Source organism: Roseivirga misakiensis (assembly GCF_001747105.1).
Taxonomy (GTDB): domain Bacteria; phylum Bacteroidota; class Bacteroidia; order Cytophagales; family Cyclobacteriaceae; genus Roseivirga; species Roseivirga misakiensis.
Genome location: NZ_MDGQ01000005.1, coordinates 1,199,295 through 1,212,950 on the forward strand (window position 1 = coordinate 1,199,295; position 13,656 = coordinate 1,212,950).

The window sequence follows — 13,656 nt, forward strand, 5'->3', positions numbered from 1 at the left end:
TCTTTTAGCGTTGTCCATAAGTAAACGATAGGTAGTAATATGAAGTAATTTCGGGGCTTCCGAAACTATTAAACTGCTGGTTGTTAAGCACATTATTGCCACCAAAACGAACTTTCGATTTGATTTTTGGCAGGCTGTAAGTGAACTGAAAATCGAGCGTATTAAAGCCAGGTACAGTCCCATCGGCAAAAGAACTTTCCCATTCAAAAGCCGATCGAAATCTCCATGAAATCTGAGCGCCTAAGCGTTCACTCATTTTATCATTTCCCAAGGTCATATTTAGCTTAAATGGAGGTGTGTTAAAACCCGGAGTTAACGGATCATCATTCTGTTGAAGAATGTTGGCGAACGTCATGTTAATCGCGAAGTTGGTCCCCTGGTCGCTGGTTACGTCATAAACAAGCTCCAGTCCTTGAGTAATAATGGCACTTTCAGCATTGTCACTAACAAAGAATCGAGTGCTACTGCCGGGGTTATTCGCTTGCTCTAAGGCAAGTTGCAAGTCAATTGATGGACTCGTTCTAGGCTTGACTACACGCGTAGTACCGATGAAATTCCTGTAGTGATTGATGTAATAGATAACCTCGAATAACCTTTTATCTTCAACAAGCGCTCGGTACCCTAGCTCAAGACTCGTGATTCTTTCGGGTTTTATTCCTCTGAATTTATCGTCCCTAATGATTCCCCTTTCTAGAATATCTAAGTTTTCCAGCCTGATCGCGTTTATATTCAAAGGGCCAGATCCAAAGCGGGTATCATCATTAGAGATGTCTTGAACGGTATTATTAAACTCATCTAAGGCACTAATTAGGAAAGCGTTTCCTTGGAGGTCGTATTGATCTACTACAGGTTCCAATCCGCCTACTAATACTAAATCACCGATGTTTTGATTGAAGAATTGCTCTCTTACGTTCGGTATTCTCAAACCAGTTTGAATTGACCCTCTGAAAAAAGTATTTGGCTTGATTTCCTTTACGAGAGACAGTCGCTGAGTACTAACCACATTAAAGTTTTCGTTTTTGTCGATTCTACCAGAGATAGTGGCTTCTAGTTGATCGTTTATTACTCGAGTAGCCTCTACAAAAAGTCCTGCTTCGAAATTAGTCACGTCGTTGCCAATGGAGTCGGTAAAGATGGTGCCATTAGATTCTGGATCATAAAGACGGGCATTTATACCCATTTCGAAATCTTGGAAATAGTCTTTACCAACTGAAATTTTGGCACTCGATTCGAAATGATAGAGCTTGGAGTGGTCAAAAATTTTAGCGCCAAAATCAGGGTCTTGAGAGTTTATGATGACGAGTCTTAAAGAATCAAATTCTGGTGTACCCGCCTCAAATCGGTTCAAGAATGTTCCTCTTGGAAAAGCTGTATCTGCTGTCCGTCTAGATACCGTGATTCCACGACCGGCTCGATTGAGTAGAAAATATTGGTTGAACCAATCTTCATTTGGTTTGGCTGCTTCTACGATACTTTCACCGAGTTTACCTACGTTGTAACTGTCGCCAGAATTTTGGCCTGTGGTATAGGCCCGTATATTGAACTTCTCATTAGTAACTTCTAATTTGTGCTGATAGATAGCGAAATCCCGGAGAGCGATTCTGTCATCTCCAGTAATCATGGCAGATGCCCGTCCGTAGTAGGAGGCTGCCACAAGCTCAGTTTTCGGCGAAAGTTTCACGTGAAGTGCCCCGTTAAACTTGAGGTTTTCAACCCCGTAATCTACAAGCTGACCTTCTTCATACCCTTGACGAGTTACCTGATATACGGTGTCCCGCTCAGACGGTATAGGCAGTGCAGAATCAAAATCTATACCGTTGAAAGATCTGGGTAATACCATTGTGGCAGCACGGTCATCACCATAAACATTCACACCGTTAATCCCTTGATTTCTTAAGGAGTGGGTTCTTTCAAATGAGTCACCAGGTCCAATGTTGTCGTAGTTGTCAGCTACAAAATCAACACCGCCTAACCTAGATCCATTAATCTTAAAGGCGACCTTATCATTTATCGCTTTGGCATATCGTACGGATATATCATGAATAAACTCATTGCCGATGGTGAAAAATCTAGTGTCAAATTCCTCCGATGCAATAGTAGCGCCTTTGACTGTAAAGCTCAATCCTTGATAATCGAAAGGATTCTTTGTGGTCATTAAAAGTACCCCGTTAAAGGCACCCGGGCCATATTTTGAAGTAGTAGGGCCTGGGATTAGTTCTAAGAGTTCTACATCAAGGCTGTTTGGCCCAACTATATTGGACAGTGAAAAACCTAGGCCAGGAGCTTGAGTGTCCATGCCATCGGTGAATTGCTTGAACCTAAGATTGGTTGTGGAGTTGAAGCCACGAGCATTGACAGAGTTTATGATAATACTTTGTGTGGCTACATCGACACCTTTCAAGTTGATCACTGCATCATAAAAATTGAATGATGCCGTATTTTTGATATCCGAGATGTCGAGTTTTTCAATTTGAATAGGTGATTTTAGTTCCTCTTGCGTGACTTTTTCGGCGGAAACGACGAAATCCTCTAGTTTAATGGCTTCAGGTTGAAGTTCTATGATCAGATTTGTCGTTGGTTTATCGATCTTCACCTTTTTTGAAATGTACCCAACGGCAGTTACCTCAAGTTCAACAGGAAAGGTTTTCATTGCTAAAAAGAACTCACCTTTTTCATTGGCAGATACCCCAAATGATGTCCTTCTATAAGCCTGGCCTATAAGTTTTATATTCGCAAAAGCTACCGGCTTACTGGTCTTTTCTTGGACAACTTTTCCCGCTACAGTTTGAGAGACTGCGGATTGATATGCGAACAAGAAAAGTAGTGTACCGAAAAAGCTAAAGCGATTGAGGTTGAAGATCACTTGTTTTGGTTTTTGGTTGATTTAGCATTTAAATGCCAAATAGGTAACGAACCAAACAATCAAAGAAACAGTTGTAAGTCCGTTTAAACTAGGTATGTCCCCTTTGTTAGATTTTAACGGATTGACCTGTAGTGTGCCAATTGGTTATTAATTTGATATATACTCCAAGTCTATGTGCGCCTGACCATACCTTCGTTTTAGTACCTTAAATGTCGCTAAGACAAATTTTAAGGAAAATTTGGAGCATTACATCTCATGTTCTAGCAGAGTTCATTTTAATGTCAGCAGATAACTAGTATTCCATTTTATTACTGTATTCATGTGGTGTGATATGACTTCTCGAATGGGGCATGTCACCCAAAAATAATTTTAGTAACTCGAAATGTTCCGGTCGATTTAGCTAATTCTACTGTCTGTTGTGGGCATCACGTGAGAAGAAAAACAGGGTGAGGTATGATGAAGAACTTTTGCAAACAAAAAAGCCCCAGATTTCTCTGAGGCTTCAAGCGGAACGGACGGGACTCGAACCCGCGACCTCCTGCGTGACAGGCAGGCATTCTAACCAGCTGAACTACCGCTCCAAAATGTCTTTTATTGTCCCTTTCGTTTAAGGTGATGCAAAAGTAATATGCTTGTTTTGAATTGCAAGCTTCAGACTAAACTTTTTGCGTCATTTTTATTCAAAAATTTTCCGCTTTAAAGTGTTCGTTTTGTAAGGTCCTTTAAATAAGACATTTAATCTACTTGCGAATCTTAAAGGTAACGGTATAAAGTCTGTGACTGATCTCCAGTTCACTTAATCGGCCATTGGCGAATGTATGTAACTCCTTCTTGCCGTCATGTTCAAAGTAAAACGTCTGATCATTATTATTTACAATATCAAGCATAATGCCTGTTGCCAAGGCATAAGTCTTCTGTTTCCCAACGGGTGTTTCAAAATAGTAATAATCGGCACCTACTATACTTTCTAAGGGGAGGGACGATTCTTTTCCATCTTTATTGATGACATACTTCCCATCTTTAAAAACAGTGTGTACCGATGACTTCAAATGTCCGTTAGTATGCGACGTTGCTTCACCAATAATCAGTTTGTTATCCATATAGGTAGACTCACTTACAAAATCCACTGTAATCTTGACTAGCATATGAGCTTCAATATGCGTTTTGACGGAGATTTTGGTGCTTTCGTCATTTACTTCTCTAGAAACTACCATTTCCCCAACTTTATGGCCACGTATATACGCGTCATAAGTTAAGTTTTGACTGTAGGCTGTGAATGTGAGCGTAGATAAGATCAATACGCAATTGATTTGAACCAAGAGTTTGATCATCTTTGAGAATACAGAAGTTTTTAATGTCATGGATTACAATATACTCGAGAAAGAAAGTGAAACCAAAGGGAGTTTCTACATTGAAGAGAATGGCGATATTTTAGCCGAAATGACCTACTCTAAAGCTGGCGAAGAGCGAATTATTATTGATCATACAGAAGTAAGTGAAAAATTAAGAGGTAAAGGGGCAGGCGTGCAATTGGTGGAATATGCTGTGGACTTTGTACGAAAGAAGGGCATTAAGTTACTTCCATTATGTCCTTTTGCTAAAGCTACACTTTTGCGACACCCAGAATGGAAAGATGTATGGTAATGTTAGATATTTAGAAGGCAGAAATATAGAATTTCTGCCTTTATTATTTTGAAGCTAAATGATTACCAAGTAGATGTTTTCATGTCTCTGGTAGCTTTGAGGATATCTCTTCTGCTCACTTGTCCAACAAGTTTCCCATTTACGTCTACTACAGGGAAGCGTCTAAAATGCGTTCTTAAAAACTTAGAAGCCACGTCTAAAACATCTGCAGTAATCGGAACAGTAGAAACCCCAGCACTCATATAGTTTGAGACGTTGATTCGACCATGAGGTAAATTGTGATAAGCCTCATCCACTAAGATTTTTAAACAGTCAATCTCAGATAAAATGCCAAGTATTTTTCCGTTATGATCGACTACTGGAGCACCTGATATTCTCAACTCAAGAAAGGTGTCCATGGCATCGGCAATGCTCTGATCTGGACTAAAAGTGATTACGTCTGAAGTCATATAGTCAGTAACTGGACGGTATTGGTGGACTGATTTGGTGGGTTCTGCTGCTTTTACGCCTGTAAAGTTCATGTGAATAAATTTTAAGTCTAAAAAATGGGTGAAAGGGCATAGAAATTACGGATATAATTTATAAGATCAAAACAAAATATTGCGTAATAATTATTAGACAGAATAATAAATTACAGAATATAGGTTGTGTAGAATATTAGGCCACTCCATTATAAAGGGGGAGTGGCCTAATCAATAATTTAGAATTGTATGCGATACATGATGTCTGGAAAGAAACCAATTTGCTCTACGGTATTAATTTGGTCTGTTACCTCGTTGTATCTTTGAATAAACTCGTTTTTACGATTGGTTAAGTTTTGAAGATCAATGAAGAACTGGTGCGAAATGTTTCTCTTTTTGCTATTTATTCTAACTCCAAACTTTAAATCCCAACGGTAGTAATCACCGATGTTTTCTGAAAATGCTCGGTTCTCAAACCCAACTTCTCTGCCTGAGTTGGCTCTAGTGGCATCAATATCAATTGGGGTAAAAGGATTTCCACCAGCCAAGGTGAATTTTGAATCTAGGGTCCAAGCGTTTCGGTTGTCCTTACCGAATTTCCATTCTTTGCCGAATAGGGCATTAAAAACGTATTGATTGTTGAAAGCCGTGTTGCGCTCGATGCCATCGCTACCTTTGTATTTCGAATCAAAAATGGAAGTAGTTGCGAGGAAGTAGTAGTCATTCGAAAAGAACTTCTCCAAAGTTAATTCTAGCCCGATATTCGAGCCGGTTCCTTCATTAACAAGAGATCCCTCTTCGTCAAATACAAAGTCGGCTCCTTCATTTAGCAAGGAATAGCTACTCGGCGTAGCGCTCACTGGTACGTTCGATATTGATTGATAGTAGGTTTCTGCTTTTAATCTCCAAGAAGGCGCAATGTTCCAGTCGTAGGCTAATACAAAGTGATCACTGGTGACGAATTCAAGATTACTATTAGTTAGCTCGAATTGATTGTTTCCGACGTCTTCTCTCAGAAATAATATGGGTGCTGGGATACTTTGTGCATGTCGTCCATAGGCTAAACTTAAGCGATTAGTTGCATTCACTTGCCAGCTAACGGCAGCTCTCGGTTCAAACGAAGTGTCTTCTGTAAAGCCGTGATACTGACTGTGAATACCTGCTGTTATACTCCAGTCATCGTTAAATCGGTATTCGCCTTGCGCAAATGTTTGGGTTAGGTTAAAACCGTCTTGATAATCTCTGGTCGTAATTAGAAAGTCTGGAATGCCATCGTTGTCCGTGTCTGGAATTTCAGAGCGATTATCTCGGTCAGATGTAAAAAGATTAAGGTCATATTTCTCATTGACGATTCCTGCACGTAAACTAAACCGTGCGCTGAACTTCTTATTGAAAGTAGAACTTACAGTAAACCTGTTTTCCCTGTTGAATACATTTGTGGCTCGGTAGGAATTGATTGTCTGGCCAGAGCCATTCTTGATGAGGTTGTCTTGAAGAAACTGATTGTAGTTCGTCGAGGCGCCGAATACTGTTTTTAAATAAGCTGTTTTGTCTATCCTAAGTGTGTGACTTAAACCAACGAGCCCTAATTCGTTTTCTACAAACGCATCCTGACTAGGGTTGGCAAATAAGTCTGTTTCATCTATCTCATCACCCAAGAAGTCAATGTTGCTATTGCCTCCAAAACCGAAAACTTCGATTTTACCAATCTTGGTTCTTCCTAGGTTTACCTTAAAGGACAGGTCTTGATAATAAGGAGTCGCGCTAGTTCCAGTTGCCGCAATTCCCGCTATACCATACCGATATGAAACTAAGAATGAAGATTCATTTGCTTTGCTGAGTGGTCCCTCAACCATCATTTCGGCGCCACTGAATGCACTTACTTGTCCGGTAAACTCGACTTTATCGGTATTGCCATTCCTGAAATTTACATCGAATACCGCTGCATTGGCATTTCCATATTCAGCTGGAAAAGCACCAGTAAGAAAGTCTGAAGTTCTTAAAAGGTTTGTGTTCAATGCATTGACAGGTCCACCTGTAGTGCCTAAAGTAGCGAAGTGATTCGTTGTAGCGATAGGAATACCTTCAATGCGCCAGAGCAAACCCGTAGGGGAGTTGCCACGCACTACAATATCGTTTCGTGAGTCATCAGGTGCACTCACGCCCGCAAATGTAGTGGCTAGTCGAGCAATATCATTTCGACCACCCGAAAAGCGTGTCACTTCCTCTAAGTTGAAGGTTCTGGCAGATACTTTGGCTAATTCATTGAGGGGTAAGTCTTTATCAGTATCCGCAGTAACAACAACTTCTTCAAGCGAAGTTACCGACTCCTCTAACTTGATATCTAGGACCACTTCTTTACCAACTGTGACAAGTACATTTGGCAAAGTGATCGTTTTATACCCTACGTATTTAACTAAGAATACTTGTCTTCCGATAGGTACTTTCTCAATTCTAAAGTTTCCGTCTTCATTTGTAGTCGAACCTACAATTGGATCTGAATTAACTAGAATGATTGTTGCTCCAAATAAAGGGAAGTCGCTTTTAGCGTCGTAAACTTTCCCCTTTACGACTTGTGTCTGGCCATAACCTTGTAAACATAAAGCAGTCATTAAGAAAATGAACCAAGCGCTGTGATTTTTCATGTTGATAGTTTTTGATTTTTACCCTAAACTATGCTCTGGTTCACCCATGCTATAGACTAATATTGTTCAGGCTGGAAACAATTGACTTGACACCAGTTTTTTGACATTTTAAGTGTCTTCGGGTTCTTTAAGTGTCGGATTCCGGTTTTAGATATAGAATTTCCGGCTTCAGTGACTAGAATACGTTTTTCCGTTGTTTTCTCCCTCTTTAGGATTAAACTTTATCTTTACTTTAGGTATGAAATTAAAGGAAGTACACGTACGAATTATTGGTATTCCCATCCTGGCATTCATTATGGCCTTGATCTTTGGTGCAGCTGATGATCAGACAGTCTATGAAAAATACTTCGAATCGTTCCTTTATACTGCCTTTTATTGGAATAGTGCCTGCTGGATGTTCTTTTACTTTAGGCGACGTTTTCCTTTAATGAGTAACACGCCAAAGCGTTTGTTTCTGGCGTCAGTATCCCTAATAGGCCTGTTACTGATCGGCGATTTTGTGATCAGTATGTATATAAAGGGCAATGTGACAAACCCAGCGGACTATAGTCTATTGCATTCCGTACCTTCTCTCATCGCGGGAATAGTTGTTGGACTAATTTATGAAGCGGTCTATTTCTTCGAACAGTGGAAAAATACGATTAGGATAAATGAGGCACTAAAAAATCAGCAAATCAGGACACAATTCGAGGTGCTTCAAAATCAAATGAGTCCGCATTTTCTTTTTAACAGTTTGAATACACTTTCAGCATTAATACCAGAAGATCCAGATAAGGCCCAAAAGTTTACCGATAGTCTATCTGATGTTTACCGATACATACTTCAGAATAAAGAAAAAGACCTAGTGACCCTAAAAGAAGAGCTCGATTTTGCTAAAACCTATTTGTATTTGCTTAAGATGCGCTACCCAGAAAACCTTTCTGCGAATTTTAAAGTAGACCCCAAACATGAGCGTAAATATGTCGCCCCGCTTAGCATTCAAATGCTCGTAGAAAATGCGATCAAGCACAATATAGTTTCTAAAAAGAACCCGTTGCATATAGAAGTTTATATAGATGCTGAAATGCGCTTGGTAGTTAGGAATAATCTGCAACCAAAGAAAGCCATAGAAAAATCGACTAAGACTGGTCTGGCCAATATTAAGAGCCGTTATGCATTCTTTGGGTTGGAAGAAATCGGTATCCATGAAGATGAGAATAGTTTCGTTGTTTCATTGCCATTAATTGAGGTAGAAAATAGGGCTGAAAGAAGGTTAGAATTTGCATGAGAGTCGTAATTATCGAAGATGAAGCCCCAGCTTTCCGAAGGCTGCAAAAAATATTAGAGGAGCTGATACCAGACGTTGAAATTCTAGAGGTACTGGATAGCGTAGAATCCGCTGTAGAGTGGCTAGATGAGTCGATTAATCTTGACCTTATTTTCATGGATATTCAGTTAAGTGATGGATTAAGCTTTGAGATTTTCGAAAAAACTTCGGTCAACGCACCCGTTATCTTCACCACTGCCTTTGATGAATATTTGCTTAAAGCTTTTAAGGTGAATGGTATCGACTATTTACTTAAGCCGATTAAGACTCAAGAACTTGCCCAAAGTCTCGCGAAATTGAATCAACTTAAATCCATCTTTGCTAAGGAGAATTCTTTGGACTTGAAAGACCTTTTATCTTCCATTAACATGAGGAAAAAGGACTATAAAAGCAGGTTTTTGGTGAAACAAGGCTCCAAGTTGATCTCTATTCCGGTAGATCAAATAGCTTATTTTTTTATTAAAGGTGGGGTTCAGTTTATCTACACTTTTAACAATGAAAGGTTGATTTTAGACCAAACGATGGATGAAACCGTCAAGCAGCTTGATCCCAAATTGTTTTATAGGGCTAACCGGCAATATCTGATACACATTGATTTTATCGGTTCGGTGGAGAAGTATTTCAAGGGTAAGCTATTAGTAAAGACTAAGTTTTCGACCGAGGAGCCTATCACGGTATCTGAAGAAAAAGCCTCTAGTTTTAAAGCGTGGTTAAACGATTAAAGAAAATCACTTGATCGGTTATAATATTTGATCTTCTCGTTTAGCATTTTAAAATCGAGTTTTCCTTGGACATCCTTTAGGTGATCTAGAATCGCTAAACTTTTATTGATCTGTTTATCAACACTCTTGACCTTGCTCACTAAATAGATAAGGCTTCTCTGTTTGCCTGGTGTTAGAGCATGAAAATACTTACTGCCTATTTCGTCTTGATCCAACATGACCAGAAGGCTTTCTGGAATAGGTATTCCATATTCCGAAGTGTCTTTTTCTAATTCGACTTGAACAGTGTCACCCAGTTGAAGGCCTAACTTTTTCCGATTAGTCTTATTCACTAAAATATAACTGCCTTTATCAATAGGCATCAAAGCACAGAAAACGGTTATTGACCCATTCAAGACACATTTCACCCGGCGGTGCTTTTCACTGGACATTTTTTCCGTGATCTCTTGACTCACAGGTAAGTGATAACCCCAAATATTCCAATCAAATTGTTCCAGTGTAGTCTCGAATTTCAACATTACGTGTATCGAAAATTATTACTCTTGCCAAAAAAGACGAACCTAAAAACGTCTTTAAGCGGGATAGTTTAATCTAGTCAATCGAATTTAGTCTATTTATAGTGTTAATTTGCCTTTAAGTTAAGGTTAATATCCATGCACGGGTGTTCTTATGCAAACCCACATTAAACAAACCCAAATGAAAAAAAACTTAAGATTCTTGATAGCACTTGGCGCTCTTATGGTAGTTGTTTCAAGTCCTATCCTTGCCCAAGTCACTACTTCATCCTTTAGTGGAGTTGTTGTTGATGATCAAGGTAAGCCTCTACCGGGAGCCACCGTTATGGCTGTTCATCAACCGACGGGAACCAAATATGGCGTCATTACAAGGACAAATGGACGCTACAATATTCCTAATGTTAGAATTGGCGGGCCATATAAAATCGAAGCATCGTTTGTTGGTTTTGATACCCAGACAAAAGAGGGTTTCATGTTAACGCTGGGAAAAAATCAGGCGGTCAATTTTGATATGAAGGAGAATACAAGGGCTTTAGACGATCTTGTGGTAACCGCTGGATCATCAGAAATTAATCCAGACCGAACTGGAGCAGCTACTGTCATTTCGAACGATCAATTGATCAAAATACCGACTATTAGTCGATCGGCAGGAGATATTTACAAACTAACACCTTCTTCAGATGGAAATTCATTCGGCGGTAGAAACGACCAGTTTAATAACTTTTCTTTAGATGGATCCATTTTTAACAATCCTTTTGGTTTAGACGCAGCTACACCTGGTGGCCAGTCGAACGCTCAGCCAATCTCATTGGACGCCATTGAGCAAATTCAAGTATCACTAGCTCCATATGATGTAACACAAGCTGGTTTTACTGGTGCAGCCGTAAATGCGGTGACCAAATCTGGTACAAACGAGTTTAAAGGGACAGCATTTGCCTTTTACAGGAATCAAGACCTTACGGGTAGTAAGGTGAGTGGGGATGAGATTTTTGTTCCAGATTTGAATCAAATACAAGCTGGTTTTAGCGTTGGCGGCCCGATAATTAAGGATAAACTGTTCTTCTTTGCTAATTTTGAATTAGAAAGACGAGAAGATCTCGGTTCTAATTTTACAGCTTCGAGACCTGGCAGTACAGGTGATAATGTTTCTAGAATTTCTGCTACCGATCTTAATGCCGTTAGTGATATTTTGAGAACGCGCTATGGATATGAAACCGGACCTTTTGAAGGCTATACTCATGACACGAACAATCAAAAAGGCATTTTAAAACTTGATTGGAATATCAATGACAAGCATACACTTACTGCGACTTACAACTTCTTAGACGCCTTTAGAGAGCAAAATGCCCACCCTTCAGCCTTGGGGCGTAGAGGACCAGATGCACTAACACTTCAATTCTTTAACTCAGGTTATAGAATAAATAATAAAATTCATTCTGGAATAGTAGAGTTAAGGTCACTATTTAGCAGTAAACATTCTAACAAACTGCAAGTTGGATTTACCAAGTTTACAGACTCTAGAGATCCATTTAGTGAGCCATTCCCAGTTGTTAATATTCTTCAGTCTGGACTAAGAGGCATAATTGCGGGGCACGAACCATTCTCGATTAATAATAAACTAGACCAGAGTGTATTTCAGTTTACCGATAATTTCGAGATATATACAGGAGATCATACCATCACGATTGGTACCTCCTTTGAAAAATTTCAATTCGATAATTCATTCAATTTAGGTGTTTACGAGCCATTTGGAGTCACCTATCCAGGAGGAACTTTTGAAAACGGTTTTACTAGTGTGGCGGACTTCTTAGCATTTGTAAATGCTGGTAGTTTAGATCCTATTGTAGATTTTGCTAGAACAACCTTTGCCGATAATAATGCGAACAATAGCTGGGCATTGGCCGAAACGAATGTCGGTCAGTTGGCTTTTTATGTGCAAGATAAATGGGCTCTAAACGATCGCATGACTTTAACGTATGGAGTTCGTGTCGACAAGCCATTGTTTTTTGATACTGATGAGAAGATTCAAGAAAACATAGATAGAAAAGGAGGGTTGCTTGACCCGGCTAACGGTATTTTCACAGGCTCATATGCACCAAGCGTAATATATTATGACGAGAATAATGAGCCTGTTCAGTTCGACCACACCGAACTGCCTACAAACAAACCGTTAATTTCACCGAGAATTGGGTTTAATTGGGATGTAAACGGAGATCAGTCTTTTCAACTAAGGGGAGGAAGTGGTTTGTTCACCGGCCGTTTCCCATTTGTTTGGTTAGGAAACCAAGTAGCTAACCCAGACTTTTTCTTTTACACAGTTACCGATCCGGACTTTCAATTTCCGCAAGTATGGAGAACTAACATAGGGTATGATCGATCATTTGGCGATGGTTGGTTCGTGACAACAGACCTGATCTATACCAAGGATATCAATGCCATGATGGTGAGGAACTTTGGCTTAAGAACGCCGACTGGATTCCTTTCGGGGGTGGATAATAGAGCTTATTATTTACCTACTGATAAGTCCATCGATCCATTCGGAAATGTGGGCCAAAACGCTTACGTATTCACTAGCGAAAGCACTGGTAGAAGTATTAACTGGACCATTGAGGTCAAGAAACAATTTAGCAATGGTATATATGCCACTCTTGGCTATAACTACCTTGATGCCAAGGATATTAGCTCTATTGAAGCAGAAATTTCAGGCGATGCTTTTGAAAGAAATGCAGCGGTAAATAATGTCAATACATCGGCATTGAGCCCATCGCTTTATGGAAACAGGCATAGATTTGTTGCTACGGCAAATAAAGCCTTTGAGTACGGTGGTGGTAAATGGAAAACAACAGTCTCACTTTTTGCAGAATATGCAGAAGGAGGCCGATATAGCTATACGTATGCAGGTGATGCCAATGGTGATGGCTCGGTTTTAAACGACCTTATTTATGTCCCTCGTGCCGATGAACTATTTGACTATAATTTCTTTGGTGATGCAATTCTACAAGGAATCCAGAGGTCTGCCTTTAATAACTTCATCAATCAAGACCCTTATTTGAGTAGCCGTAGAGGACAATATGCAGAAAGAAACGCCGCTTTGAGTCCTTGGTATGGCCGATGGGATATGAGAGTTTTACAAGACTATAATTTACCTAACGGAAAAACTCTTCAGTTCTCCTTAGATGTGCTAAACGTGGGTAACATGCTCAATTCTGATTGGGGCGTGAGACAAAATCCATTGAGCGTTCAACCAATTTCCATTACGGTTAACCAAAGTACATTGGAACCGACTTACACTTTTGTAACAAACCAAAGAGAGACATTTGTAGATGACTTTAGTTTGTTGTCTAGATGGCAGGTGCAATTAGGACTTAGATATATTTTCTAGGAAATCATAGGTCTAGATTTTTAGAAAGGGAGGCATTTTGCCTCTCTTTTTTTATAAATAATGTTTGGTAAACTTTACACAAACTGTAAGTGTGTTAACTTTGTGCGTATTGCTTAGA

Annotated in this window: 9 protein-coding genes and 1 tRNA gene; 4 read left to right on the plus strand and 6 right to left on the minus strand. The window is 39.6% G+C overall.

Going from position 1 to position 13,656, the window contains the following annotated elements:
* Positions 1–4: 4 nt before the first annotated feature.
* From BFP71_RS12905 to BFP71_RS12915, 3 genes are all read right to left on the minus strand, one after another.
* A complete protein-coding gene (locus tag BFP71_RS12905; protein WP_069835880.1) occupies positions 5–2,863 on the minus strand; it encodes a TonB-dependent receptor in 2,859 nt (952 codons plus the stop codon).
* Between the two features lie 507 nt (positions 2,864–3,370).
* Positions 3,371–3,444, minus strand: a tRNA-Asp gene (locus BFP71_RS12910).
* Between the two features lie 159 nt (positions 3,445–3,603).
* Positions 3,604–4,194 (minus strand): DUF6134 family protein, encoded by a 591-nt coding sequence (locus BFP71_RS12915; protein ID WP_141719758.1) that lies wholly within the window; start codon positions 4,192–4,194, stop codon positions 3,604–3,606.
* 28 nt (positions 4,195–4,222) lie between these two features.
* Between BFP71_RS12915 and BFP71_RS12920 the strand changes: the two genes are divergently transcribed.
* Complete coding sequence (locus tag BFP71_RS12920) at positions 4,223–4,507, plus strand: GNAT family N-acetyltransferase (protein WP_069835882.1); 285 nt, start codon at positions 4,223–4,225, stop codon at positions 4,505–4,507.
* 62 nt (positions 4,508–4,569) lie between these two features.
* Here the strand turns inward: BFP71_RS12920 and BFP71_RS12925 are convergent, their stop codons facing one another.
* Together BFP71_RS12925 and BFP71_RS12930 are read right to left on the minus strand one after the other, a co-directional pair.
* Positions 4,570–5,028, minus strand: coding sequence for a CBS domain-containing protein (locus BFP71_RS12925; protein ID WP_069835883.1), 459 nt, complete (start codon positions 5,026–5,028; stop codon positions 4,570–4,572).
* Positions 5,029–5,207: 179 nt separating this feature from the next.
* Entirely contained in the window at positions 5,208–7,613 is a 2,406-nt protein-coding gene (locus BFP71_RS12930) for a TonB-dependent receptor (RefSeq protein ID WP_069835884.1), read from the minus strand.
* Between the two features lie 238 nt (positions 7,614–7,851).
* On the opposite strand from BFP71_RS12930, the gene BFP71_RS12935 reads away from it, so the two are divergent.
* On the plus strand, positions 7,852–8,880 hold the full coding sequence (locus BFP71_RS12935; protein ID WP_069835885.1) for a sensor histidine kinase: 1,029 nt from the start codon (positions 7,852–7,854) through the stop codon (positions 8,878–8,880).
* A complete protein-coding gene (locus BFP71_RS12940) occupies positions 8,877–9,641 on the plus strand; it encodes a LytR/AlgR family response regulator transcription factor (RefSeq protein WP_069835886.1) in 765 nt (254 codons plus the stop codon). The genes BFP71_RS12935 and BFP71_RS12940 overlap by 4 nt, the downstream gene beginning before the upstream one ends.
* On the opposite strand, the gene BFP71_RS12945 is transcribed toward BFP71_RS12940, so the two are convergent.
* Complete coding sequence (locus BFP71_RS12945) at positions 9,638–10,159, minus strand: DUF1905 domain-containing protein (RefSeq protein WP_069835887.1); 522 nt, start codon at positions 10,157–10,159, stop codon at positions 9,638–9,640. The two genes, BFP71_RS12940 and BFP71_RS12945, sit on opposite strands and share 4 nt — an antisense overlap.
* A 178-nt stretch (positions 10,160–10,337) precedes the next feature.
* On the opposite strand from BFP71_RS12945, the gene BFP71_RS12950 reads away from it, so the two are divergent.
* A complete protein-coding gene (locus BFP71_RS12950; protein ID WP_069837068.1) occupies positions 10,338–13,538 on the plus strand; it encodes a TonB-dependent receptor in 3,201 nt (1,066 codons plus the stop codon).
* Positions 13,539–13,656 lie beyond the last annotated feature (118 nt).

What these genes read in the sequence shown, in the direction of transcription:
- BFP71_RS12935 (WP_069835885.1), top strand. Translation starts at nt 7,852, where the DNA reads ATGAAATTAAAGGAAGTACACGTACGAATTATTGGTATTCCCATCCTG.
- BFP71_RS12940 (WP_069835886.1), top strand. Translation starts at nt 8,877, where the DNA reads ATGAGAGTCGTAATTATCGAAGATGAAGCCCCAGCTTTCCGAAGGCTG.
- BFP71_RS12945 (WP_069835887.1), bottom strand. Translation starts at nt 10,159, where the DNA reads ATGTTGAAATTCGAGACTACACTGGAACAATTTGATTGGAATATTTGG.
- BFP71_RS12920 (WP_069835882.1), top strand. Translation starts at nt 4,223, where the DNA reads ATGGATTACAATATACTCGAGAAAGAAAGTGAAACCAAAGGGAGTTTC.
- BFP71_RS12915 (WP_141719758.1), bottom strand. Translation starts at nt 4,194, where the DNA reads ATGATCAAACTCTTGGTTCAAATCAATTGCGTATTGATCTTATCTACG.
- BFP71_RS12925 (WP_069835883.1), bottom strand. Translation starts at nt 5,028, where the DNA reads ATGAACTTTACAGGCGTAAAAGCAGCAGAACCCACCAAATCAGTCCAC.
- BFP71_RS12950 (WP_069837068.1), top strand. Translation starts at nt 10,338, where the DNA reads ATGAAAAAAAACTTAAGATTCTTGATAGCACTTGGCGCTCTTATGGTA.
- BFP71_RS12930 (WP_069835884.1), bottom strand. Translation starts at nt 7,613, where the DNA reads ATGAAAAATCACAGCGCTTGGTTCATTTTCTTAATGACTGCTTTATGT.